We start from the raw sequence: 23545 nt of genomic DNA, 5'->3' as shown, positions 1-23545 counted from the left end.
AGGACAACGCATAAGATGAGAAGGAAGTGTTCTGTATGAAAAAACAATTAGCACGCTCAAGGTCCAATCGCAAGTTCGCCGGCGTGATCGGCGGCTTATCCCGGTTCACGGGAATCGAAGCGACGATCCTTCGGGTGATATTCATTATTTTATTGATTCCGACGGGATTCTTTCCGCTGGTCGTCGTATACGGTTTATTGGCCTTTGTGCTGCCGAATGAGGAGGAAGCCATCAGAGAATGAGATGGATAGTTGGTATTTTGATCAACGCAGTGATTTTTATCGCATTGGCAGGATTCTTTGACGGGTTCAATGTTTCAGGTTTCGGGGCGGCTGTCATAGCAAGCATCGTCTTATCGATCCTGAATGTATTGATCCGTCCGCTTCTGATCCTCTTGACACTGCCGGTGACCATCCTGACGCTCGGGTTGTTCCTGTTCGTCATTAACGCGGTCACCCTGCTGCTGACAGACGGAATCATGGGGGATGCCTTTGAACTATCAGGATTCGGCATGGCCTTCCTGGCATCAATCATCCTCTCCCTTGCCAATTTAGTCATTCAAAAAGCTGTGTTTGAACCTAAAAAGTAGGAATGGACTCCGGTCGTCAGCGGCCGGGGTTTTTTTTATGGAAGAAAAGAGGATTTCCCCTTCGATTACTAGAAATAGTTGGAAAGATGAGGGGGGATCTGCATGAACGTAACATCAACAAGTATAAAAGGGATGAAAGTCCAAGTCCCATATCGATTATTAAGTAATTCGGACAATCCAAAAGGGCTCGCCATTTTCTTTCCGGGAATGGGCTACACCGTCATGGGTCCGCTCCTGCACTACCCGACCGGAATGTTCCTGAATGAAGAATGGGACGTGATGCAGATAAATTATGAATACAATTCGGAGGAGGTGAAGGATCTGACCGACCAGGAATTTGATGAAATGCTCCTCAGTGACTCTAAAAAAGTCATCGATACCGTACTCGAATCCAGCACATACGGTTCCCATTTCCTGGTGGCAAAATCAATCGGAACCATCCCGATGAGCGCCGAACTCCAGCGCCCGGCATTCAAAGACGCCCGAGCGATCTGGCTCACCCCGCTACTGAACGAACAAGCCGTCCACGGCTCCATGATGAACAGCCGCCAAAAAGCCATCTGCTTCATCGGCGACCGTGATCATCACTACATTCAGGAACGCTTCAACGAACTAAACAAAAACCAAGACCTCCAGCTCCACCTAATCCCAGGAGCCAACCACAGCCTCGAACAAGATTTCCGGGTGCTGGAATCCATCGACACCCACAGAACCATCATGAACCTAATCGAATCATTCATAAAAAAAACATAGCCCAAGGGCTGTGTTTTTTGCTTTCTCATCTCCTCCAACTGCACGTCATTGTTATGGAGAATCGCCATCCGTGCAAATTAAAGTACTATCCAGCAGTTGATTGGAGTGGAAGGCGCAGACTCCTGCGGGAAAAGCGAGACAGGTGAGACCCCGCAGGAGCGCAGCGACGAGGAGGCTCACCGTCCGCCCGCGGAAAGCGGAGTCTTCCACGGAAATCAACTGCGGTATTCAAACCGTTTTTCTTAGTTAGAACGTGGCCAATTCCATAACAACCGACGCGCTTGCGCTTTTCCTCATAATTGCTAAAATAGGAAAGAGCACAAAAAAAGATTCGAAGAACGAACAATTGACATAGAGAATAAAAGGAGGAGCTTGCTTTGGCAAAAGTTCGAACAAAAGACATACTGGAAAAATTCAACCTGGAGCTCGTGGGCGGAGAAGACGGATTACATAGACCGATCACCACAAGCGATATCTCGCGCCCCGGGCTTGAAATGGCCGGCTACTTCAACTATTACCCCGCAGAGCGGATCCAGCTGCTCGGGAAAACCGAGCTTTCATTCCTCGAGCTGCTCGACGAAACAGAGCGCAAGCGGCGCATGGAGGCGCTGTGCACGGATATCACGCCGGGCATCATCATCTCCCGCGACCTGGAAATCCCGGATGAACTGGTGGAAGCGGCAAACCGCACGGACGTCCCGGTGATGCGTTCGGATATGAAGACGACCCGTTTTTCCTCCAGATTGACCAACTACCTGGAAAGTAAGCTTGCTCCGACGACCGCTGTACACGGCGTACTGGTGGACATTTACGGAGTCGGTGTGCTGATCACCGGCAAGAGCGGTGTCGGGAAAAGTGAAACCGCCCTTGAACTCGTCAAGCGCGGACACCGCCTTGTCGCAGATGACTGCGTCGAGATCCGCCAGGAAGATACCGATACCCTGATCGGGACTTCCCCGGACCTGATCGAGCATCTTCTCGAAATCCGCGGTCTCGGGATCATCAATGTCATGACCCTCTTTGGTGCCGGTGCCGTGCGCAATTACAAGCGCATCACCCTCTGCATCAACCTTGAACTCTGGGATCAGAAGAAGCAGTATGACCGTCTCGGCCTCGAGGAAGAAAAGATGAAAATCATCGACACCGATATCACGAAATATACGGTCCCTGTCCGTCCCGGCCGGAACCTGGCCGTCATCATCGAAGTGGCCGCGATGAACTTCCGCCTGAAGCGGATGGGCGTGAACGCTGCCGAACAATTCACGAACCGCCTCTCCGAAGTCATTGAAGACGGCGTGAACGAAGACATCTAATTTATTCATAAAGGCTGTTTTAAAAGGATTGCCGCCATTCGTACAACATTTAGAACCTTATTGAAGTGAGTATACGAGCTCTTTTCCGAAATGATTCTAGTCACGGTAATACCCAAGTTCCGGTATTTTCTAATGTCGAAAAGAGCCTAATTAAAGGAGCGAAATCATGGACCAATCGATTACACCCATCGATCCGATTGCCTTCCAGCTCGGACCCTTGCAGGTACACTGGTACGGCGTCATCATCGGACTCGGAATAGCATTAGGACTATACCTGGCAATATCAGAAAGCAAGCGGCTGGGGCTTCACCCTGATACGTTTGTAGATTTACTCGTATGGGCGATCCCTATCGCCATCCTGTCCGCAAGGGCCTACTACGTCGCATTTGAATGGGACTATTATTCGCAGAATCCGGGCGATATCATCAAAGTCTGGAACGGCGGCATCGCGATTCATGGAGCATTGATCGGTTCCGTGATCACGGCCCTTGTTTTTGCAAAAATAAAAGGCATCTCTTTTTGGAAACTCACTGACATCGCAGCACCGAGCATCATCCTCGGGCAGGCGATCGGCCGCTGGGGCAACTTCATGAATCAGGAAGCCCACGGCGGCGAAGTGACCCGTTCATTCCTTGAGAACCTGCATCTGCCCCGGTTCATCATCGATCAGATGTACATAAACGGGACCTACTATCACCCGACGTTCCTCTATGAATCACTCTGGAACATCGCAGGTTTCATCCTTCTCCTGATTTTAAGGAGAAAAGCGAACCTCCGCCGCGGGGAATTGTTCCTATCCTATGTCATCTGGTACTCGATCGGCCGTTTCTTCGTGGAAGGAATGAGGACGGACAGCCTCATGCTGACTGAATTTCTGCGGATCGCACAGGTCATCTCGCTTGTTCTGATCGTCGTTGCTGCCGCGCTGATCATCTTCAGAAGAAAATCAGGTCTGGCACGCCATGCCTATAATGATAAAAGCAACGAAGAAGTGAATATGTAATCAAAACAGTTAGAAAGACAAATAGATAAGGGGAGAAGAGAGAATGTGGATGTCATCGATTAAGCAAGGCGGCCAGACAGGTTTAAAGACAACCTGGTCCCTGGGAAAAGTCATTTTCCCCATCACGCTGATTGTATTTGTCCTGCAGTATACGCCTGTCCTGCCCTGGGTGATGGAAAAAATATCGCCGTTCATGAAGCTGCTTGGCCTGTCGGGTGACGCGGCCATTCCTCTTGTCCTCGGAAACTTCCTGAATCTGTACGCAGGAATCGCGGGGATCCTTTCCCTGGACCTGACCGTCAAGGAAGTCTTCATCGTGGCCGTCATGCTGTCGTTTTCACATAACCTGCTGATCGAGTCGACGGTTGCCGCCAAAGTCGGCGTGAAGATCTGGCTGATCGTCGCGGTGCGGATAGGACTCGCGCTCATTTCGGCGGTCGTCATCAACCTGTTATGGAAGGGCGGCTCCGAAATGGCCCAATATGGCATGATGCCCCCGCAGCAGGCAGAGCCCGATGGCTGGGGAGAAATCCTGCTCCTCGGACTTGAAAAAGCAGGCTACGGCGTGCTTCAGCTCGCACTGATCGTCATCCCGCTCATGATCATCATCCAGATCATGAAAGACCTCGGCTGGATGGAAGTCTTCTCGCGCTGGCTTGCACCTGCGACGCGTGCGCTCGGCATGAATGCGAATACATCGACGACGATGGTCGCCGGACTCGTCATCGGCCTCGCTTACGGCGCAGGCGTCATGATCCAGGCGGTCAAAGAAGACGGCGTGAGCAAGAAGGATGTCACGCTCGCCTTCATCTTCCTCGTTTCCTGCCACGCAGTCGTCGAGGATACGCTGATCTTCATCCCGCTCGGCATACCGGTCCTTCCGCTTCTGATCATCCGTCTTGTGACAGCAATCGTCCTGACCATGATCGTCGCGTTTTTCTGGAACCGCGCCGATGCAAAAAAAGAAAGGAAGAATCATTATGAGCAGAATTACAACAGTATTATTTGACCTGGACGGAACACTGATCAACACAAATGATCTGATTATTTCTTCCTTCCTTCATACGTTGAACCACTATTATCCGGGACAGTACGCCGAACAGGACGTACTCCCATTCATGGGCCCGCCGCTCGAGGAATCCTTCGGCGGCCTGGATCTCGATAAAGCAGAAGAAATGTGCGCCCACTACCGCGCTTACAATCACGAACACCATGACGAGCTTGTAACCGAGTTCGAAGGAGTGTACGAAACGGTCGAAGCCCTGTACAAGCAAGGATACAAACTTGCCATCGTCTCGACAAAAGTGCGCGATGTCGTCCTGAAAGGTCTCGACTTGATGAACCTGCGTCAATTTTTCGACGTTGTGATCACCCTGGATGAAGTGGAAAACGCCAAGCCTCATCCGGAACCGATCCAGAAAGCCCTCCTCGAACTGGGTTCGTCCCCTGAGGAAGCAGTCATGGTCGGCGACAACCACCATGACATCCTGGCCGGTAAAAATGCCGGCGTCCTTTCTGCCGGAGTCGCATGGAGCGCGAAAGGCCGCGATCATCTCATGCAGTATGAACCGGACTTCATGCTCGACACGATGCCCGACCTGTTGAAGGTGGTCGGGGTACCGACGGCATGAGACGGACGACCCGCTATCCGGTGACGGGAGCCAATTCCCTTTGGCATGTATACAAAACCGTGCCGTTTTTGAAAGTCGTCAAGAACTTCCTCGTCATCCAGGCGGCGCGATACACCCCGTTTCTCGGGTTGAAAAACTGGCTCTACAAGACGTTCCTAAGAATGAATATCGGCGACCAGACATCGTTCGCCCTCATGGTCATGCTCGACGTCATGTTCCCGGAAAAAATCACAGTCGGAAGGAACACGGTCATCGGTTACAACACGACCATCCTTGCCCACGAGTATCTGATCAAAGAATACCGCCTCGGCGAAGTGCAAATCGGCTCCGAAGTCATGATCGGAGCGAACACCACAATCCTCCCAGGCGTTAAAATCGGCGACGGAGCCATCGTCTCCGCCGGCACCCTCGTCCACAAAGACGTCCCGCCCGGCGCCTTCGTCGGAGGAAATCCGATGCGTGTCATCTACACCAAAGATCAACTTGCAGAGCGTTGGCAGGATGATGAAATCTACGGAAATAACACAGAAAAATAGATTGAAGGCAAAGACAATTTCCCCGGAATCTGTCTTTGCTTTTTTTATTTACTTAAGAAACTAAAACAGATCTTGGGGGGATTCAGCTGGATCCAGCGGTTGATTGGAGTGCAAGACGAAGACTCCTGCGGGAAAAGCAGCTTATGTGAGACCCCGCAGGAACGAAGTGACGAGGAGGCTTTCGGGCTGCCCGCGGAAAGCGAAGTCTTGCACGGAAATCAATAGCGTTGTTATTGTTAACAGGCAACTACATAAAATTAGCTATTCCCCCTCCCCCTAAACTGGTTTAAAGTAAGGGGAGAGAGAAATGAGGGGGGCAAAGGGCATGAATTGGAATGATTGCATCGAAAGAACAAATACACACTCGGTCAAATGGTCGTTTCCTGAAGAAGAGGACGTCATTCCGATGTGCATCGCCGACATGGACTTTCAGGTGGCACCGGCCATCGCAGAGGCACTTAACCAGAAAGCCAGGCACGGAATATACGGTTACACGACCTTCAGCGGACGGTACTTCGAATCGATCATCTCATGGTGGAAAAAACGGTTCGGCATGCCTATTGATAAAGAGTGGATCTGCTTCAGCCCGGGTATCATCCCTGGCATAAACGTACTGCTGTCCGTGCTGACCGAACCGGGTGACGGGGTCATCATCCAGGATCCGGTCTATTATCCTTTCTACAGCACGATTGAGAACCATGGCTGCAGCGTCTTGAAAAACACTTTGATCTACAGGGACGGTGAGTATTCAATCGACTTTGACGATCTGGAAGAAAAGGCACGCGGGTCCTGTACCAAACTTCTGATCCTCTGCAGCCCTCACAACCCGGTCGGGAGAGTGTGGACCCCAGAGGAATTAAATAGAATCGGAGAGATCGCCAAACGTCACAATCTATGGATTATCTCTGACGAAATGCATGGGGACCTAGTCTACAGCGGCCACGAACACAGACCTCTCTTCAGCGTAAATGAAAGCATAAAAGAGAAAAGCATCCTCTGTGCTGCCCCGAGTAAAACATTCAATATAGCAGGTCTCCAGACATCGATACTCCTGATCCCGAATGAAGAACTCAGGGAAAAGTACAATGAAAAACTCACAGGCTTCGGCCTGATGAGACCGAATGTATTCGGGATCGAAGGGACGATTGCCGCTTATGAAGAAGGAGAGCCTTGGCTGAATGAACTTCTCATGGTACTCGAAGACAACAAGCAGTACGTCTTCAATTACCTGGAACTGCATCTGCCTGAAATGAAGGCAATCACACCGCAGGCTACCCACCTGATCTGGATCGACTGCAGAGGGCTGGGTATGGAGGGAGAAGAGCTCTGCACATTCTTCCTCGAAAAAGCCAAGGTGAAATTCGACGAAGGCTTCAAATTCGGTGAAAGCGGCGGCTCGTTTGTAAGAATGAATATCGCCTGCCCGAAAGAACGGATCGACACGGCACTGCGAAGGATGAACCACGCCGTCCTTGAACACCGGATGAACAGGCAGGCTGTGAAATAACAAGGATTGAAAATGAAAGAATAAGGGAAAAGGCAAAAGTGGATCGTGACAATCTATTTTTGCCTTTTTTTATGAAAAAACCTATGTTGATTCCTCCGCCGACCCTTTATTCGGAGCGCTTCCGCAAGAGATTGTGCCAAAATCAACATAATTGTGCCGGTTTCCAAATTATTGTGCCAAAATCAAGTTTATTGTTCCACACCGAAACTTATTGTGCCGATTTTCCTGTAAAAGTGCTTCTTGTCGAATTTTCCCGGCAACCCATCATCACGATCTCCATCCACATCGACAAAATCCTCTTTTAACGGTTGACGAATAAAACAAGAAAAGCTACACTACTTATAACTTTATTTTATTAGCACATTAGCGAACTAAAGGATTTCCGAATAATCAACTATTAGTAATCCTCATTCCATAGGGGAAAATAAATCAATATTCAATTTGCCGAAGGTGGTTCTTATGACGAAGCTATTCATGTTTGAGAAGCCGTTGGGAATGAGAGACACATTCCCTGACTTATATGAAATAAAAGACCGCACGAAAAAGAAAATGGAAGGTGCGATGAAGCGTTGGGGCTACAAATTCATCGAGACGCCGTCGCTTGAATACTACGAAACGGTGGGAGAAGCGTCTGCAATCCTCGATCAGCAGCTGTTCAAACTGCTCGATCAGCAGGGCCACACGCTTGTCCTCAGACCGGATATGACGGCTCCGATCGCCAGAATCGCAGCATCGAAACTCCTCAAGGATCAGGCGCCGCTAAGGCTCGCCTATTCGAACAGCGTCTTCCGCGCACAGCAGCGCGAAGGCGGACGGCCGGCGGAATTCGAACAGGTCGGCATCGAATGCATCGGGGATGACTCTGTCAGCGCTGACGCCGAAGTCATTGCCCTGATGGTGTCCGTCCTGAAGGAAGCGGGACTCGACAATTTCAAGATATCGATTGGCCATATCGGCTTTGTACAGGAACTCTTCACCCAGATCGTCGGGACCGAGGAAAGGGCCGAGACGCTGAGAAGATTCCTTTATGAAAAAAATTATGTGGGGTACCGCAAGCATGTCAATGAGCTGACCCTATCCTCCATCGACAAGCAGCGGCTGTTCAGCTTCCTGAAACTGAGGGGATCCGACAATGTATTCGCCGAGGCCCATTCCCTTTTGGAAGGTGAAAAAGGACTCCATGCGCTTGAACAGCTGAAGGAATTATGGAGCATCTTAAAAGACTACGGCGTGGATCAGTACATCAAATTCGACCTCAGCCTCGTCAGCCATATGAGCTACTACTCCGGCATCCTGTTCGAAGTGTACGGCGAGCATGTCGGATTTGCGATCGGCAACGGAGGCAGATACGACAAGCTCCTTGAAAAATTCGGCAAGACATCCGGTGCGACCGGATTCGGCCTGCGCCTTGACTATGTACTTGAAGCGATGAAGGTCGAATTGACGTCCTCCGAGCAGGAGTGCGTCCTGTTCAGCGACGAACGCAGGAAAGAAGCGATCACGCTCGCATCAGAGCTGAGGGATGAAGGGAAGGAAGTCGTCCTCCAGAACTGGAAAGGTGTCGGTGACGTCGATGAATTCACGAAAGGCTTCAGCAATGTACATTTTGTAGTGGGCCGTGACTCGAACGGAAATGGCGGTGAGAAACGATGAGCAGCTTGACGATTGCGATGCCTAAAGGCAGGATTTTTGAAGAAGCGGTCGAACTTTTACGAAAAGCGGACTACGACCTGCCGCCGGAATTCGATGACTCCAGAAAACTGATCATCGAAGTGCCGCAGGAAGATCTTCGCTTCATCCTCGCAAAGCCGATGGATGTTCCGACGTACGTGGAGCACGGTGTCGCGGATCTCGGGATCGCCGGAAAAGACGTGATGCTTGAAGAAGAGCGGGACGTGTACGAACTGCTCGATCTTAAAATCAGCGGCTGCTACCTCGCCGTTGCCGGGCTGCCCGGTACGAAGATGAGCGATGTGGCACCGAAGATCGCGACCAAGTATCCGAACGTGGCCTCTTCCTACTTCCGGGAGCAGGGTGAGCAGGTGGAGATCATCAAGCTCAACGGCTCGATCGAACTGGCCCCCCTCATCGGCCTCGCCGATAGGATCGTGGACATTGTGTCGACCGGCAGGACGCTGAAGGAAAACGGACTCGTGGAATACGAAACAATTGTGGATATCACTTCTCGCCTGATCGTGAACCCGGTCAGCTACAGGATGAAGGATGAGAAAATAGAAGATTTGGTGGCAAGGCTGACACGCATCATCGAAGGTTGAGGGAGAACTTTTTTAATCAAGGCTGTTTTCTAAAAGATTGTTGCTTTTCTAAATAGGCTTGTAACCTGAATTGAGCTTTTGGTGGACGTGCTCTTTTCGAACTCAAGTTTAAACTAGAGGCGGACGGGCAATCTGAAAATACCCAAGTACGGTATTTTCTTGTCTGTATAGCAACAAAATATGCGAAAAGAGCTTCATCAAAAAGGCTGGTGGAATACATGAAGATTATCAAAGAGGTCGAAGAAGCGTCGATTAAGCGCTCGGTCGACAGCGGAACCGAAGAACAGCGAAAGGCCGTGAAAGAAATCATCGCCTCCGTCCGTGAAAAAGGGGATGCGTCCCTGAGGGAGCTCACGGAAAAGTTTGACGGAGTTTTAATAGAAGAACTCAAGGTATCCGAAGTGGAAATCGCAGACGCGTTTGCCGAAATGGACACCGGGATGATCAAGGTGATCCAGGAAGCGGCGGACAATATCCGCGACTTCCACGAAAAGCAGAAGCAGTCCTCCTGGTTCACAACCAGGCCGGACGGTACGATGCTCGGCCAGAAGCTGACCCCGCTTGATTCGGTCGGGGTCTATGTGCCAGGCGGAACAGCGGCTTATCCCTCATCCGTGCTCATGAACGTGCTGCCGGCAAAAGTCGCCGGGGTCGGCCGGATCACGATGGTCTCGCCTCCCGGAAAAGACGGCAAATTGTCTGCCGGTGTCCTGGTCGCGGCAAAAATCGCCGGAGTGGAAGAGATCTACAAAGTCGGCGGGGCGCAGGCAGTAGCCGCTCTCGCATACGGGACGGAGACGATTTCACCGGTTGATAAAATCACGGGTCCGGGGAACATCTTCGTGGCGCTTGCCAAACGGGAAGTGTTCGGAGACGTCGATATCGATATGATTGCGGGACCGAGTGAAATCGTCGTGCTCGCGGACGGCAATCAGCATGGGGATGAAATAGCGGCTGATCTGTTATCGCAGGCGGAGCATGATACTCTCGCATCCGCAGTCCTCGTGACGACGTCTGAAGAACTGGCTGAAGAAGTATCGAGGGAAGTGGAGCGTCAATTATCGACGCTGCCAAGGGAAGACATCGCCCGCAGGTCAATCAGCGACTACGGTGCCATCTATGTCACGCAGGATCTGGAGAAGGCCGTGGATCTTGTCAACAATCTGGCACCGGAGCATCTTGAAATCCTGACGGCGGATCCGTTTGAAACGATGGCGGGCATCCGCCACGCCGGCGCGATATTCCTGGGCCGGTACAGCTCGGAGCCTGTCGGGGATTATTTTGCAGGGCCGAATCACGTTCTGCCGACAAACGGGACGGCACGATTCTCAAGTCCCCTGAACGTCGATGAATTCATGAAAAAATCAAGCATCATCTCCTACAGCGAAAAAGCGCTGAGGGAGAATGGAGATAAAATCGCGGCATTTGCGCGGCTCGAAGGACTCGAAGCCCACGCACGTGCAGTCGAGATACGATTCAACAAGAGGGGCTGAAGTCCCCGGTATTTTAAAGGAGTGAAGCAGCGATGGAAAGAAGAGCGGAGATTGTGAGGAAGACGAATGAAACGGATATTCGTTTGAGTTTCGGGATTGACGGGGAAGGAAATTCGGAGATTGAGACGGGTGTGCCGTTCATGAGTCATATGCTAGACCTGTTCACCAAACACGGACAGTTCGACTGTAAAATCGGTGCGAAAGGCGACACGGAGGTGGATGACCACCATACGACGGAAGATATCGGGATCTGCCTCGGACAGGCGCTCGTGAAGGCGCTCGGCGATAAAAAAGGCATCAAACGCTACGGTTCTGCGATGGTGCCGATGGATGAGGCACTCGCAACTGTCGTCGTCGACCTCAGCAACCGTCCGCATCTTGAATTCAGGGCAGAGCTTCCAAGTCAGAAGGTCGGGACATTCGATACGGAAAACGTCCACGAATTCCTGTGGAAGCTGGCGCTTGAAGCAAGGATGAACCTGCACGTCATCGTTCACTACGGACACAACACCCACCACATCATCGAGGCGATCTTCAAGGCACTCGGCCGTGCGCTCGATGAAGCGACGACCATAGACCCGCGGGTCAAAGGGATTCCTTCCACAAAGGGGATGTTGTAGACCATGATCGGCATCGCAGATTACGGAATGGGAAATCTGTTTTCAGTCAGCAAAGCCCTCGAGCGGCTGAACGTCCCTTATTTTATCAGTGACGACCGCGGGAAACTGCTGGAGGCGGACGGTCTGATCCTCCCGGGGGTCGGCGCCTACAAGGATGCGATGAATCTCCTTGAGTCGACGCATCTGAAAGAAACGATCCTGACCTTTGCCGAAAGCGGAAAGCCGCTGCTCGGCATCTGCCTCGGGATGCAGCTTCTTTTTGAAAAAAGTGAAGAGAACGGCAGCACAGCGGGACTCGCACTGCTTCCGGGGGAAGTCGTCCATATTCCGAAAAAGGATTCAGAAGGGAACGAATACAAGGTCCCCCATATGGGCTGGAATCATCTATCGTTTAAAAAAGACTCTGCCCTTCTCGAAGGCTTGGAGGAAGGATACGTTTACTTCGTCCATTCCTATTATGTAGAAGGATCGGAAGAGGTCCTGACCGCGGCGGCGGACTATGCAGGGGTTGAAATCCCGGCGGTGGTCAGCAGGGAAAACATATACGGCATGCAGTTCCATCCCGAGAAAAGCGGGCAGCTGGGCATGCAGCTGCTGGAAAACTTCACAAGGAAAGTGAAAGAATCGGAGGCAGTATCATGAGTTTTACAATCTATCCCGCGATCGATATGCGCGGCGGAAAATGTGTACGGTTGATCCAGGGTGATTACAATCAGGAGACGGTATACGGCGATTCTCCTTTCGATATGGCAAAAAAATTCGCGGATGAAGGCGCGGAGTGGATCCACATGGTCGACCTGGACGGCGCCAAGGAAGGTTCCCGCATCAATGATGAATTTGTCCTTGCGGTGGCTGAAAAGCTCGATGCGAAGGTTCAGATCGGCGGCGGGATCCGTTCTGCGGAAGACATCGAACATTATCTGAATCGCGGCGTGGACCGCGTGATCATCGGCAGTATCGCCGTGTCTAACACGGAGCTTGTGAAGGAATGGCTTGCTAAGTACGGAGGCGAAAAGATCGCCATCGGACTGGACGCCAAAGACGGCTATGTCGCGACGCACGGCTGGGTCGAAACGTCCTCCCTGAAGGCGGTCGACCTCGGAAAAGAACTGGCCGAAGCAGGTGCGGAGACATTCATTTTCACCGACATCGCAACGGACGGCATGCTTTCGGGGCCGAACATCGAAGCGGTAGCCGAGCTTGCCAGGGAAACGGGCAAATCGGTAATCGCATCCGGCGGCGTGAGTTCGTTGGAAGACCTTGCTGCCCTTAAAAAATACTGTGACCAGGGAGTGTCCGGTGCGATTTGCGGCAAGTCCCTCTATACCGGCAAGTTCACAGTAACCGAGGCACTGGAAGAGGTGAAGGGCTCATGCTGACGAAACGGATCATTCCCTGCCTGGATGTAAAAGACGGCCGTGTCGTAAAAGGCGTTCAATTCGTAGAGCTGAGAGATGCCGGAGATCCCGTCGAACTGGCAAAAGTATACGATGAACAAGGTGCGGACGAGCTTGTTTTTTTAGATATATCAGCATCCCATGAAGGCCGGAAAACGATGGTCGAGGTTGTCCGCCATGTAGCGGCGGAACTCGCCATCCCGTTCACGGTCGGCGGCGGGATCAATGCCGTCGAAGATATGAAAGCTATCTTGAGAGCCGGTGCCGACAAGGTTTCCCTGAACACGGCAGCCGTCCTGCGGCCCGAACTCGTCCGCGAAGGCGCCCGGTATTTCGGCTCCCAGTGCATCGTCGTCGCAATCGATGCCAAGTACGATGAAGAAAGCGGCAGCTGGAAAGTCTACACCCACGGCGGCCGGAAGCTCCGCGAGCTGGATGCAATCGAATGGGCCAAGCAGGTTGAAGAACTGGGAGCAGGCGAAATCCTGCTGACATCGATGGACAGCGACGGTGAGAAAAAAGGCTTCAATGTGGCGTTGACCCGCGTGGTGAGCGAAGCCGTCTCGATTCCGGTGATCGCTTCGGGCGGAGCCGGCAACTCAGAACATTTTAAAGAAGTATTCACGGATGGAAAAGCAGATGCGGCCCTTGCAGCATCGATTTTCCACTATAAAGAAACAAGTGTCGAAGAAGTGAAGAGCTATTTGAAAGAGCAGGAGGTGCATGTACGATGACGAACAACGATTGGATAAGTGACGTGAAATACGACGAAAAAGGACTTGTGCCGGCAATCGTACAGGATGCCGAAACGAAGGAAGTCCTGACCCTTGCCTATATGAACGAAACATCGCTTGCGCGGACCCTGGAAACGGGGGAAACATGGTTCTACTCCCGCTCCCGCCAGGAACTCTGGCATAAAGGCGAAACAAGCGGAAATACGCAGACGGTGAAAAGCATCGTGTGGGACTGCGACAAAGACGCACTGCTTGTCCTTGTCGATAAAAAAGGACCGGCGTGCCATAAGGGGGAGGAGAGCTGTTTTCATGAGCGGGTGTTCGGAGGGGCGTCTGATTCGGTAGGTTCGGATCATGCGTCCGCTTCAAAGGAAAACATCCTCCTGACCCTTGAGAAGCTGATCGCCGACCGCGAGAAAGAGCGTCCGGAAGGCGCCTATACGACTTATCTGTTTGAAGAGGGAGTCGACAAGATCCTGAAAAAAGTCGGCGAAGAAGCGTCAGAAGTCATCATCGCCGCAAAAAACAGGGACGCCGAAGAACTGAAATGGGAAGCCGCAGACCTGTTCTACCACGTACTCGTACTGCTGCGCGAACAGGAACTGCCTCTTGAGGAAGTCCTCGGTGTGTTGGTAGAGCGTCATAATAAGTGATGTTGATAGATAGAGGGACGGGCCTTTAGTTGGTTAAAGGTTCGTTCTTTTTTGTTTGTTTTATTAAAAAAGACAAGCTTTCGGTTTGGAAATCAGGCTGGGCTGGATCCTTTCGTGAAGAGTGCGTATTAATAGATTGAGTTAATGATTGGGGTATGGCCACAATTAAATAATTGCGCCGGAATCCAGATAATCGCGCAACTTTCCAAATTATTGCGCCTGTTTCATCATAATTGCGCCACTTTCACAATTATTGCGCCAGAATCGTATTAATTGCGCCAACCCACCCTGGCAGCAGGCATGATCTCCGGGTCAACTTACTATCTTATTACTAATTCTGCCCTTCATCCAAACAATTGCACCCTTCACTAAAATAATTACACCCTTCCTAGCCCCGATTCTACCCTTCAACCAATTAATTCACCCTTTCAAAAAAATAATTGCGCCCTTCATGTCGAAAAATCTCCACCCGGATCGCATCTGGACCAAACCTCAATCCACACTGCCCACCCCATACCAAACGCCCATCCCCTCAAAATATGGTAGTTTAGTCCAACTTTGTTGTGTGTTATACTATCTTAGTTATAGGATTAATACTTTAAATAATCGTGCTCTATCCGCAAAGGTACTACTAAGCGGCCCCGGCAAACGAACGGAACTCCCAGCCGGCCGGCCCCGCTGAAAGTCTGCAGAAAAGAGCCTGGATATACTATGAACGTTTCGGAGGACTTTGATGAGAAAAGGGTCAAAACTAAGAAGTGAGCAAGCCAAGGTATTGTCTTTTGTCCCTACAGGTGAGTATTACTACAATAAGGGAATGAAAGCTTATCATCGCCGCGAGCTAAAGCGGTCGTTAAAATATTTGAATAGAGCGCTTCAATTGGAACCGCTAGAACCGATGATTGCGTGTCAGTTGTCGATTGTGTATACAGAGCTTGGCGATTTCAAGCGTGCGAATGATTTGCTGCATGAAATTCTGAAGAACCTGGATCCGTATATGGTGGAGTGTCATTACTTCCTCGCCAATAATTATGCGCATCTCGGTTTGTTCAAGGAAGCGTATGATCATGTGAGCATATATATGGATAAAGCGGAGCACGGCGAGTTTGCCGAGGATGCCGAAGATCTCCTAGAACTGCTGGAGCTCGATTCGGACCTCACCGTGGAAGATCTTTACGAGCACGATGATTTGATCGTCCAGCAGGAGAAGGCGAAGGACCTCCTTGAGTCCGGGCATTTCCAGAAGGCTGTTGATACCTTGAAAAAAGTGATCGATGAATACCCGGAATTCTGGTCTGCCTACAACAATCTGGCTCTTGCCTATTTTTATCTCGGCGAGGTGGAAGAGGCTTCTGCCACGCTTGAAGAGGTGCTGGAGAAGAATCCGGGGAATCTGCATGCGCTCTGCAACACGGCTGTGTTTTATTATTACCAAAAAAGGCAGGACGAACTGGATGAACTGGTCGCCGGACTTGAAAAGGTCCGCCCGCTCCTGCATGAGCACCGCTTCAAGCTTGGGGCGACGTTTGCACTGATCGGACATTCGGAGAAAGCATTTGAATGGCTGAAGTCGCTGCAGAAGATCGGTTTCGAAGGGGATGCGAGCTATTATTACTGGCTGGCCCATTCAGCGTATGAAACCGGCCGTGAGCAGACGGCGCGCAATGCGTGGAAGAAGGTAGTCGAGATCAATCCGGAAAAAGAGGGCAGCGAGCCTTGGAATGAAGATCGTCCAACCGGATTTGAGAATCACGTGACGTCGATCCTGAAGAAGCTGCAAAGTGAGTATACAGAAGAAAAACTGTTCGGCCTCTTTCTCACCGCTGTGTCGGAGCACCAGAAATCCGTGCTTACACATGCCGATTTCTGCGATGTCGAGGAGCTTTCGATCGTGGAAAAGGTATACCTCGCCCACGTTTTGAACAGAAACGTCAACAGCTCGATCAAAGTGAATCAGGAGATCAAGAATATGCATGAGGTCGCCATGCACCTCTATGAATCCAACCACCCGATCTCGAGTGTGGATTCCGGCCTGTTCCTGACATGGTTCACGGTTGCCTACCGCGGCCTTAAGGAGCGAGAGACATTCAAGAATACAAAAGCGTTCGCGGCGGCTGCCTATTATGTGTGGAACCGCCTGAGGAATGAGAAGGTGACAAAGAAGCAGGTATGCGACAGCTACAGTGTTTCTGCGAGTACACTGACTAAATACATCACCGTCGTGGAAAACTACCTTCCATGAGCATATTTTTGGACGATACAACCCTGAATTTTATAGGATAATGATAGCAAGTAAATACTATATGGGGAATACGATAAAGCATGCTTACAAGAACGTTTGCGGAAGGAGAATTTCAGTATGTCAGAAGAAAAAATCTATGATGTTATTATCGCCGGTGCCGGTCCTGCCGGTATGACAGCGGCTGTCTATACATCCCGCGCAAGCCTTTCAACCCTGATGCTTGAAAGAGGAGTGCCGGGCGGCCAGATGGCCAACACGGAAGAAGTGGAAAACTATCCAGGTTTCGACCATATCCTTGGTCCGGACCTGTCGAATAAGATGTTCGATCACGCAAAGAAATTCGGTGCGGAATACGCATACGGAGACATCAAGGAAATCGTCGACGAGGGCGATTACAAGCTTGTCAAAGCGGGATCGAAGGAATACAAGACGCGTGCCGTCATCCTTTCAACCGGTGCCGAATACAAAAAAATCGGCGTTCCTGGTGAAAAAGAACTCGGCGGGCGCGGCGTATCCTACTGTGCCGTATGTGACGGCGCATTCTTCAAAGGGAAGGATCTTGTCGTCGTAGGCGGCGGGGATTCTGCCGTCGAAGAAGGCGTCTACCTGACCCGTTTCGCGAACAAGGTGACGATCGTTCACCGCCGCGGCGAGCTTCGCGCACAGAAGATCCTTCAGCAGCGTGCATTCGACAATGAAAAAGTCGACTTCATCTGGAACCACACGGTGAAGGAAATCAATGATAAAGACGGCAAAGTCGGCAGTGTCACTCTTGTTTCAACTGAAAATGGCGAAGAAACAGAATTCCAGGCTGACGGTGTCTTCATCTATATCGGAATGATTCCTCTGACGAAGCCATTCCAAAACCTTGGAATCACAAACGACATGGGCTACATCGTGACCAACGAACAAATGGAAACGAAAGTCCCTGGCATCTTCGCAGCCGGCGACGTACGCGAAAAAGAACTCCGCCAGATCGTTACGGCTACAGGCGACGGAAGTATCGCTGCACAGGCGGCCCAGCATTATGTAGAAGAATTGAAAGAGAAAGTCAAAAACGGTTAATGGATAAAGCCCCGGGACTCGGATCCCGGGGCTTTTTTTGCAAAAAAAGCGGATTCAACAGGAATTGGCATAAGCCTGTCATCATCCGTTTTCTACCAGTCTTTCCTTCAAGACTTCCTAAAATGTTTATCATACAAAGCAACAAGTTCAGTGAGCGTCCATTTTTCCAAATCCGGTCCTTCCGCAATCCCATTCTTCACCAGAAGACGAATAAAATGCTCGCGCTGCTTCTGGACGGCTTCTCTTAAAAATGGCATAACATTCACTCCTTTTGATTGTATTGTAAAACCTTCCCCGCCTGGTTTCAGCGACTTTGACAGGTTTCCTGCCAACGGAAGAAAAGTTTGTCAGACTTTCTTACATAATCCTCGGGCTCCGCCGCCCGCCCATGTATAATAAGGCTAAGAGGGGGAGGGCAGTGTGGGACAGGAATCTTCCTATAAGGACAAAAAGGTGATTTCAATCGGTGTCGTCAGTGAATTGACTGGCCTGACAGAGAGAAAAATCAGGTATTACGAGGAAAAGAAGCTCATCTACCCGGAACGGACCAACCGGGGTTACCGGAAATACTCTTTCAACGATGTAGAGCGGCTGATGGAAATTGCGGACCATAGAGAAGAAGGTGTCACAACCAAGGAAATCAAGTACGAGCTGACGAGAAAAGAGAGAAAAGAAGCGAAGCAGAAAATGATCAAGGGCCAGATCAATGCACGATTTGGCATCCAGAAGAACTGATCGACCTTCGAAAAGGCATACTCAAGCGGGGGAGAGTTTGTCTTTTTTATTGTAAAAAAATGTTCATTCCAAAAATATACAGGTTACATCCTCTGACAATCGGGAATAACTTCATCATGTACAAGCAGCCAAGAACAGGAAGGTAGGATCATCAATGTCAAAATGGAAAATTATCATACCCATTGTCGTAATTGCATTAATTCCCCTTATTTATTTCAGTTATTTTGCCGATGAAAGCAAGTCGGAATCGAAGAAAAGGGTCATTGCCCTCGGTGATTCCCTGACGTACGGATACGGTGATGACAAAGATACAGGTTATATCGGCCGTCTGGAAGAAAAGGTGAACAAGAAGGAGACGGACGAAATCTACAAATTCCAGAATCTCGGGATTCCCGGTCAGAAGTCTTCCGGTCTTCAAAAGCAGCTGATGAAACCGAGCGTGAGCGAAGATTTGACAGAAGCGGATGTCTTTATCGTCAACATCGGGACGAATGACCTCATCAAAAGCAACGGTGGTAAACTGGTCCCTCTTCATCATGACAAAATCATGGAAGCGAAAAAAGAATATGTGGATAATTTGAATTTCATTCTCGATACGCTTGAAAAAACGAATGAAGATGCAGAGATCCTTGTCATCGGGCTATACAATCCTTACCCGGACAGGGACAGTGATAAAATTGAAGCATATGTGGATGAGTGGAACCAGACAATCGTGAAAGAAGTGAAGAAGCATGGGAAAGTAAAATATGTTTCTTCCAATCCATTATTCAAGGGTAAAAACAAGGAGCAATATTTCCATGATTCCCTCCATCCGAATGGAAAGGGTTACGAACTTATGGCAGATCAGATCATGAAGAAATATGACTTCTAAGAATAATCATCCAAATAAATGAATGTTAATTCATATGAGGTTATACAAATTCTAACAAAAAACGACGCTTGTTTAATAAAAATTCGTCAAAATTAACAATTCCGTAATACCGTTTTAAATCTGTTGTAACACGAATGAAACAATTATCGGGTATTATAGAAAGTAAGAAATTGACCCCCTTTTTAAGTAATAAATCCCTTTGACGACACAGGACTCGCCTGTGTCTATTTTTTTTGCCATTTTCCTCTGTTATAGTGATTCAAAGCTGGCTGTATCACTCGAAATTTGAAGAAGCCTGTCCCCATATTTTTATGAAGAAATCGACAATTTTTCCTGAAGAAGCCTCCAAAGTGAACTTCCATGGCTGCCCCGCAGGCTGAGACATTGTAGCCTGTCCGCAATCATAGTATAATAAAGGGAATGAAAAAGGACGGAAATGAGTCCTAATGAACCAGACTAGAGGTGAAGGATGTGCAGCGTGTCACAAATTGCTTATATCTGGATGGAGACAAAGTACTCCTTCTCCAAAAACCCCGCCGCAATTGGTGGGTGGCACCCGGAGGCAAAATGGAGCCGGGTGAGTCGATCCGCGATGCCGTCATACGCGAGTACCGCGAAGAGACAGGGATCTATTTAAAAAATCCGGATTTGAAAGGTGTGTTCACCTTCATTATCAAAGACGGTGAAAAAGTCGTTTCAGAGTGGATGATGTTTTCCTTTTTTGCAACGGAAGCAGACGGCGTGAACCTCCAGGAATCGGAGGAAGGCAAGATCAAATGGCATAAGTTCGAAGACATCAAGGACCTGCCGATGGCCGAAGGGGATTATCACATCCTCGACTACCTGCTCCACGGAAAGAAAACCATCTACGGTACATTTACGTACACACCGGATTTCAAGCTGCTGTCATATCGCTTGGATCCGAGTTAATAAAAGAAAAAATATGTACATGTGATTTTGATCTTTGGCGGTTCCAGCAGTTGATTGGAGTGGAAGACGAAGACTCCTGACCGAAAAGCGGAAGGGCTTTGCCCAGAGGCGTGTGGCATAAGACGAATCGTCCACGAAGGCGTTCTTTGCCTTCTTGGTCGGTTTGGCTTATGACATGTGCCTCTAAGCCCTGCAGCTAGACAATAGACTCCTCTAACAGGAGGCTCACGGGTCACCCGCGGAAAGCGAAGTCTTGCACGGAAATCAACTGCGGTAATGAAAAGCCCCATACACAAATTTCAAAATAAAGCGGGGGAAGAGTATGAGTACAGGTTCTACGAATGACGTACAATTAGTGATCATCACTGGGATGAGCGGAGCCGGTAAAACGGTCGCCATCCAAAGCTTCGAAGATTTAGGTTTTTTCTGCGTAGATAATTTGCCGCCGACTCTTCTGCCTAAGTTCCTCGAACTCATGAAAGAGTCCGGCAATAAAATGAATAAGGTCGCACTTGTGATGGACCTCCGCGGAAGGGAATTCTTCGACCATCTTTTCAAGGCGCTGGATGAGCTTGCGGAAACCTCATGGGTGACGCCGCAGATCCTGTACCTGGATGCGGATGATTCTGCTCTTGTGAGACGCTACAAAGAAACGCGCCGCTCCCATCCGCTTGCCCCGTCAGGCCTTCCGCTTGAGGGGATCAAGCAGGAACGGGAACTGCTCGAAGAATTAAAAGGCCGCGCGCAGCTGATTTATACGACATCGAAAATGAAGCCGAGGGAATTGCGCGAGAAGATCCTGACCGAGTTTTCGGTGAACAAGAAATCGATTTTCACGGTCAATGTGATTTCATTCGGTTTCAAGCACGGTCTCCCGATCGATGCCGACCTTGTGTTCGATGTAAGATTCTTGCCGAATCCCCATTATATCGACCATATGCGCCCGAAAACCGGGCTGGATCAAGAGGTTTCGACTTATGTCCTGAAATGGAATGAAACCCATAAATTCCTTGATAAAGTGACCGATTTGCTTTCCTTCATGCTTCCCCATTACAAACGTGAAGGGAAGAGCCAGCTTGTCGTGGCGATCGGCTGCACGGGCGGCCAGCACCGTTCGGTTGCACTCGCGGAATACATCGGGCATCACTTCGAAGAGGATTATCATACGAAAATCTCTCATCGTGATATAGAAAAGAGAAAGGCTGTTCAGGCGCCATGACCAAACAGCCAAAGGTTGTCGTCATCGGAGGGGGGACGGGTCTCCCTGTCCTCCTGCGCGGACTGAAACGCCACCCGCTCGATCTCTCTGCGATTGTGACCGTGGCGGATGACGGCGGCAGCTCGGGAAGGCTGAGGGATTCACTGGACATCCCTCCGCCGGGTGACATCCGGAATGTGCTGGCGGCACTTTCCGAGGTTGAACCCCTTGTAGAGCAGATGTTCCAGCACCGCTTCGAAACAGAGAATGAGCTTTCGGGTCATGCCCTTGGAAACTTGATCATTGCCGCGCTGGCTTCGATCACGGGTGATTTTGTCCACGCCATTCAGGAAATGAGCAGGGTCCTGAATGTGAAAGGCAAAGTGCTGCCTTCCGCCAATCAAAGCGTCATCCTGAATGCCGAGATGGAAGACGGCACAATCGTGACGGGGGAGTCTGCGATCCCGAAGGCAGGCAAAAAGATCAAGCGTGTCTTTTTAAAGCCTGACAACATCAAGCCGCTTGCTGAAACGCTCAGGGTAATCGCGGAAGCGGATCTGATTGTCATGGGGCCGGGGAGTCTTTATACAAGCATCATTCCGAATCTGCTCGTGCCGGGGATCGGCGAAGCAGTCTGCCGCTCGAAGGCCAAGAAGCTGTATATATGCAACATCATGACCCAGATGGGTGAAACACAGGGATACACGGCAAGCGATCATGTAGAGGCTTTATCAAAGCATTTGGACTCTTCATGCATCGATTCGATCCTCGTCAATAACAAGCAGGTGCCCGGTGAAGTCCAGGCACGCTATGACAAGGAGCAGGCGAGTCCCGTCCATTTCGATATCGAACGTTTAAACTCAATGGGACTTGAAGTTCTTGCCCGGGATATCCTGTCATATAATAATGGACTGGTACGCCATAATACAGAAACAGTAGCGAAAATCATTCATTCCTATATGAAATCCAAATAATGACAGAAGAAAATTTCTGTTGTATTAGCTTGTGCAAGCGTTTGCTAGGAGGTGATGGGGATGTCGTTTGCGTCAGAAACAAAGAAAGAACTAACCAATATTGAAGTCAAGGACTGCTGTGCCAATGCTGAATTATCCGCTCTTATCCGGATGAACGGCTCACTTTCCTTCTCGAACCAGACGCTGGTCGTCAATATTCAGACCGAGAACGCCGCGATAGCCAGAAGGATCTACACACTGATAAAAAAGGGATACGACACCCCGGTGGAACTTCTGGTGCGGAAGAAGATGCGTCTCAAGAAAAACAATGTCTACATCGTCCGGATCAAAGAAGATACAAAGAAAATCCTTGAGGACCTGAAAATCCTCGGCGAAGGATTTACATTCATCCATAATATCTCAGAAGATCTGATTAAGAAGAAATGCTGCAGGAGATCATATTTAAGAGGGGCATTCCTGGCAGGGGGATCGGTGAACAACCCGGAAACATCCTCCTATCATCTAGAGATTTTTTCACTGTATGCAGAACACAACGAAGCGTTGTCAGACCTGATGAATACCTTCGGGCTGAACAGCAAGACGCTCGAACGAAAAAAAGGATTCATCACTTACTTAAAAGAGGCGGAAAAAATCACCGAGTTCCTTAATATCGCAGGGGCACATAACTCCCTCCTGCGGTTTGAGGATGTACGGATCGTAAGGGATATGCGTAACTCCGTCAACCGCCTCGTCAACTGCGAAACGGCCAACCTGAACAAAACGATCGGAGCCGCATTGAGGCAGGTCGAGAACATCAAATTCATCGAAAAGCATGTCGGCCTGGGGGTCCTTCCCGATAAACTGCGTGAAATCGCGGAACTCAGGGTCACCTATCAGGACGTGACATTGAAGGAACTGGGGGAAATGGTATCAGGCGGTACCATCAGTAAATCCGGAATCAACCACCGCTTACGGAAAATCGATCAAATTGCCGAGAAAATCAGAGCGGGTGAGAAAATAAGCAAGTAATCCGAACAAAGGGGAGA

The 23545-nt window shown here is 50.0% G+C and carries 26 protein-coding genes and 1 pseudogene; 26 read left to right on the top strand and 1 reads right to left on the bottom strand.

Going from position 1 to position 23545, the window contains the following annotated elements; genetic code table 11:
• The first annotated feature begins 35 nt into the window (after nt 1–35).
• The 20 genes and pseudogenes from BHE18_RS16955 (at nt 36) to trxB (ending at nt 17812) form a co-directional block, all read left to right on the top strand.
• Nucleotides 36–242, top strand: a complete 207-nt coding sequence (locus BHE18_RS16955; protein ID WP_071619705.1) for a PspC domain-containing protein — start codon at nt 36–38, stop codon at nt 240–242.
• Nucleotides 239–589 carry a phage holin family protein gene (locus BHE18_RS16950; RefSeq protein ID WP_071619704.1) on the top strand — a complete coding sequence of 117 codons (351 nt, stop codon included), beginning with the start codon at nt 239–241 and terminating at the stop codon, nt 587–589. The genes BHE18_RS16955 and BHE18_RS16950 overlap by 4 nt, the downstream gene beginning before the upstream one ends.
• A gap of 102 nt (nt 590–691) precedes the next feature.
• Nucleotides 692–1342, top strand: coding sequence for a hypothetical protein (locus tag BHE18_RS16945; protein ID WP_071619703.1), 651 nt, complete (start codon nt 692–694; stop codon nt 1340–1342).
• A gap of 377 nt (nt 1343–1719) precedes the next feature.
• Nucleotides 1720–2655: an HPr(Ser) kinase/phosphatase gene (hprK, locus tag BHE18_RS16940; protein WP_071619702.1), complete on the top strand. Its 936-nt coding sequence runs from the start codon at nt 1720–1722 to the stop codon at nt 2653–2655.
• Between the two features lie 166 nt (nt 2656–2821).
• The gene (gene lgt, locus BHE18_RS16935) at nt 2822–3658 is read left to right on the top strand and encodes a prolipoprotein diacylglyceryl transferase (protein WP_071619701.1); all 837 of its coding nucleotides are present in this window, start codon (nt 2822–2824) and stop codon (nt 3656–3658) included.
• A 43-nt stretch (nt 3659–3701) separates the two neighbouring features.
• Nucleotides 3702–4667 (top strand): nucleoside recognition domain-containing protein, encoded by a 966-nt coding sequence (locus BHE18_RS16930; protein WP_071619700.1) that lies wholly within the window; start codon nt 3702–3704, stop codon nt 4665–4667.
• Nucleotides 4639–5289: a pyrophosphatase PpaX gene (ppaX, locus tag BHE18_RS16925; RefSeq protein WP_071619699.1), complete on the top strand. Its 651-nt coding sequence runs from the start codon at nt 4639–4641 to the stop codon at nt 5287–5289. Before BHE18_RS16930 ends, ppaX begins: the two co-directional genes overlap by 29 nt.
• Nucleotides 5286–5825 (top strand): acyltransferase, encoded by a 540-nt coding sequence (locus BHE18_RS16920; RefSeq protein ID WP_071619698.1) that lies wholly within the window; start codon nt 5286–5288, stop codon nt 5823–5825. Before ppaX ends, BHE18_RS16920 begins: the two co-directional genes overlap by 4 nt.
• Nucleotides 5826–5924: 99 nt before the next feature.
• Nucleotides 5925–6115: pseudogene (locus tag BHE18_RS23870) on the top strand (hypothetical protein).
• A gap of 35 nt (nt 6116–6150) precedes the next feature.
• Nucleotides 6151–7332: a MalY/PatB family protein gene (locus tag BHE18_RS16915; protein ID WP_071619942.1), complete on the top strand. Its 1182-nt coding sequence runs from the start codon at nt 6151–6153 to the stop codon at nt 7330–7332.
• Nucleotides 7333–7791: 459 nt separating this feature from the next.
• Nucleotides 7792–8985: an ATP phosphoribosyltransferase regulatory subunit gene (locus tag BHE18_RS16910; RefSeq protein WP_071619697.1), complete on the top strand. Its 1194-nt coding sequence runs from the start codon at nt 7792–7794 to the stop codon at nt 8983–8985.
• Nucleotides 8982–9608 (top strand): ATP phosphoribosyltransferase, encoded by a 627-nt coding sequence (gene hisG / locus BHE18_RS16905; RefSeq protein WP_032086644.1) that lies wholly within the window; start codon nt 8982–8984, stop codon nt 9606–9608. Before BHE18_RS16910 ends, hisG begins: the two co-directional genes overlap by 4 nt.
• Nucleotides 9609–9826: 218 nt before the next feature.
• Nucleotides 9827–11101, top strand: coding sequence for a histidinol dehydrogenase (gene hisD / locus BHE18_RS16900; protein ID WP_071619696.1), 1275 nt, complete (start codon nt 9827–9829; stop codon nt 11099–11101).
• Nucleotides 11102–11133: 32 nt separating this feature from the next.
• Nucleotides 11134–11721 carry an imidazoleglycerol-phosphate dehydratase HisB gene (gene hisB, locus BHE18_RS16895; RefSeq protein ID WP_071619695.1) on the top strand — a complete coding sequence of 196 codons (588 nt, stop codon included), beginning with the start codon at nt 11134–11136 and terminating at the stop codon, nt 11719–11721.
• Nucleotides 11722–11724: 3 nt separating this feature from the next.
• On the top strand, nt 11725–12363 hold the full coding sequence (gene hisH, locus BHE18_RS16890) for an imidazole glycerol phosphate synthase subunit HisH (protein WP_071619694.1): 639 nt from the start codon (nt 11725–11727) through the stop codon (nt 12361–12363).
• Nucleotides 12360–13100 (top strand): 1-(5-phosphoribosyl)-5-[(5-phosphoribosylamino)methylideneamino]imidazole-4-carboxamide isomerase, encoded by a 741-nt coding sequence (gene hisA / locus BHE18_RS16885; protein WP_071619693.1) that lies wholly within the window; start codon nt 12360–12362, stop codon nt 13098–13100. Before hisH ends, hisA begins: the two co-directional genes overlap by 4 nt.
• A complete protein-coding gene (hisF, locus tag BHE18_RS16880) occupies nt 13094–13852 on the top strand; it encodes an imidazole glycerol phosphate synthase subunit HisF (protein WP_071619692.1) in 759 nt (252 codons plus the stop codon). Before hisA ends, hisF begins: the two co-directional genes overlap by 7 nt.
• Entirely contained in the window at nt 13849–14505 is a 657-nt protein-coding gene (gene hisIE / locus BHE18_RS16875) for a bifunctional phosphoribosyl-AMP cyclohydrolase/phosphoribosyl-ATP diphosphatase HisIE (RefSeq protein WP_071619691.1), read from the top strand. The genes hisF and hisIE overlap by 4 nt, the downstream gene beginning before the upstream one ends.
• A 733-nt stretch (nt 14506–15238) precedes the next feature.
• Nucleotides 15239–16747, top strand: coding sequence for a tetratricopeptide repeat protein (locus BHE18_RS16870; RefSeq protein ID WP_071619690.1), 1509 nt, complete (start codon nt 15239–15241; stop codon nt 16745–16747).
• Between the two features lie 117 nt (nt 16748–16864).
• Nucleotides 16865–17812 carry a thioredoxin-disulfide reductase gene (gene trxB / locus BHE18_RS16865; protein ID WP_071619689.1) on the top strand — a complete coding sequence of 316 codons (948 nt, stop codon included), beginning with the start codon at nt 16865–16867 and terminating at the stop codon, nt 17810–17812.
• Nucleotides 17813–17919: 107 nt separating this feature from the next.
• Here the strand turns inward: trxB and fbpA are convergent, their stop codons facing one another.
• Entirely contained in the window at nt 17920–18069 is a 150-nt protein-coding gene (gene fbpA, locus BHE18_RS22975) for a Fur-regulated basic protein FbpA (protein ID WP_141771914.1), read from the bottom strand.
• A 163-nt stretch (nt 18070–18232) separates the two neighbouring features.
• Here fbpA and BHE18_RS16860 point away from each other — a divergent pair, with 163 nt between their 5' ends.
• The 6 genes from BHE18_RS16860 (at nt 18233) to whiA (ending at nt 23528) form a co-directional block, all read left to right on the top strand.
• Nucleotides 18233–18547 (top strand): MerR family transcriptional regulator, encoded by a 315-nt coding sequence (locus BHE18_RS16860; RefSeq protein WP_071619688.1) that lies wholly within the window; start codon nt 18233–18235, stop codon nt 18545–18547.
• A gap of 154 nt (nt 18548–18701) precedes the next feature.
• Nucleotides 18702–19418 carry a GDSL-type esterase/lipase family protein gene (locus BHE18_RS16855; protein WP_071619687.1) on the top strand — a complete coding sequence of 239 codons (717 nt, stop codon included), beginning with the start codon at nt 18702–18704 and terminating at the stop codon, nt 19416–19418.
• 471 nt (nt 19419–19889) lie between these two features.
• Nucleotides 19890–20348: an 8-oxo-dGTP diphosphatase gene (locus tag BHE18_RS16850; RefSeq protein ID WP_032086634.1), complete on the top strand. Its 459-nt coding sequence runs from the start codon at nt 19890–19892 to the stop codon at nt 20346–20348.
• A 322-nt stretch (nt 20349–20670) separates the two neighbouring features.
• Entirely contained in the window at nt 20671–21567 is an 897-nt protein-coding gene (gene rapZ, locus BHE18_RS16845) for an RNase adapter RapZ (RefSeq protein WP_071619686.1), read from the top strand.
• Nucleotides 21564–22520 carry a gluconeogenesis factor YvcK family protein gene (locus BHE18_RS16840; RefSeq protein ID WP_071619685.1) on the top strand — a complete coding sequence of 319 codons (957 nt, stop codon included), beginning with the start codon at nt 21564–21566 and terminating at the stop codon, nt 22518–22520. Before rapZ ends, BHE18_RS16840 begins: the two co-directional genes overlap by 4 nt.
• 60 nt (nt 22521–22580) lie before the next feature.
• Nucleotides 22581–23528, top strand: coding sequence for a DNA-binding protein WhiA (gene whiA, locus BHE18_RS16835; protein WP_071619684.1), 948 nt, complete (start codon nt 22581–22583; stop codon nt 23526–23528).
• Nucleotides 23529–23545: the final 17 nt, after the last annotated feature.

This window comes from Rossellomorea aquimaris, assembly GCF_001877785.1.
In the GTDB taxonomy this organism is placed as follows: Bacteria; Bacillota; Bacilli; order Bacillales; family Bacillaceae_B; genus Rossellomorea; species Rossellomorea aquimaris_A.
The sequence above is the reverse complement of the archived record's forward strand: the minus strand, read 5'-3'. Positions and strand labels throughout refer to the sequence as shown.

Bases quoted from the DNA above. Each gene is read 5' to 3' on its own strand.
- whiA (WP_071619684.1), top strand. From the start codon at position 22,581: ATGTCGTTTGCGTCAGAAACAAAGAAAGAACTAACCAATATTGAAGTC.
- trxB (WP_071619689.1), top strand. From the start codon at position 16,865: ATGTCAGAAGAAAAAATCTATGATGTTATTATCGCCGGTGCCGGTCCT.
- fbpA (WP_141771914.1), bottom strand. From the start codon at position 18,069: ATGCCATTTTTAAGAGAAGCCGTCCAGAAGCAGCGCGAGCATTTTATT.
- BHE18_RS16950 (WP_071619704.1), top strand. From the start codon at position 239: ATGAGATGGATAGTTGGTATTTTGATCAACGCAGTGATTTTTATCGCA.
- BHE18_RS16855 (WP_071619687.1), top strand. From the start codon at position 18,702: ATGTCAAAATGGAAAATTATCATACCCATTGTCGTAATTGCATTAATT.
- BHE18_RS16915 (WP_071619942.1), top strand. From the start codon at position 6,151: ATGAATTGGAATGATTGCATCGAAAGAACAAATACACACTCGGTCAAA.
- hisF (WP_071619692.1), top strand. From the start codon at position 13,094: ATGCTGACGAAACGGATCATTCCCTGCCTGGATGTAAAAGACGGCCGT.
- BHE18_RS16840 (WP_071619685.1), top strand. From the start codon at position 21,564: ATGACCAAACAGCCAAAGGTTGTCGTCATCGGAGGGGGGACGGGTCTC.
- ppaX (WP_071619699.1), top strand. From the start codon at position 4,639: ATGAGCAGAATTACAACAGTATTATTTGACCTGGACGGAACACTGATC.
- BHE18_RS16930 (WP_071619700.1), top strand. From the start codon at position 3,702: ATGTGGATGTCATCGATTAAGCAAGGCGGCCAGACAGGTTTAAAGACA.
- lgt (WP_071619701.1), top strand. From the start codon at position 2,822: ATGGACCAATCGATTACACCCATCGATCCGATTGCCTTCCAGCTCGGA.
- BHE18_RS16945 (WP_071619703.1), top strand. From the start codon at position 692: ATGAACGTAACATCAACAAGTATAAAAGGGATGAAAGTCCAAGTCCCA.
- hisD (WP_071619696.1), top strand. From the start codon at position 9,827: ATGAAGATTATCAAAGAGGTCGAAGAAGCGTCGATTAAGCGCTCGGTC.
- hisH (WP_071619694.1), top strand. From the start codon at position 11,725: ATGATCGGCATCGCAGATTACGGAATGGGAAATCTGTTTTCAGTCAGC.
- hisG (WP_032086644.1), top strand. From the start codon at position 8,982: ATGAGCAGCTTGACGATTGCGATGCCTAAAGGCAGGATTTTTGAAGAA.
- BHE18_RS16955 (WP_071619705.1), top strand. From the start codon at position 36: ATGAAAAAACAATTAGCACGCTCAAGGTCCAATCGCAAGTTCGCCGGC.
- BHE18_RS16870 (WP_071619690.1), top strand. From the start codon at position 15,239: ATGAGAAAAGGGTCAAAACTAAGAAGTGAGCAAGCCAAGGTATTGTCT.
- BHE18_RS16920 (WP_071619698.1), top strand. From the start codon at position 5,286: ATGAGACGGACGACCCGCTATCCGGTGACGGGAGCCAATTCCCTTTGG.
- BHE18_RS16910 (WP_071619697.1), top strand. From the start codon at position 7,792: ATGACGAAGCTATTCATGTTTGAGAAGCCGTTGGGAATGAGAGACACA.
- rapZ (WP_071619686.1), top strand. From the start codon at position 20,671: ATGAGTACAGGTTCTACGAATGACGTACAATTAGTGATCATCACTGGG.
- hisA (WP_071619693.1), top strand. From the start codon at position 12,360: ATGAGTTTTACAATCTATCCCGCGATCGATATGCGCGGCGGAAAATGT.
- hisB (WP_071619695.1), top strand. From the start codon at position 11,134: ATGGAAAGAAGAGCGGAGATTGTGAGGAAGACGAATGAAACGGATATT.
- hisIE (WP_071619691.1), top strand. From the start codon at position 13,849: ATGACGAACAACGATTGGATAAGTGACGTGAAATACGACGAAAAAGGA.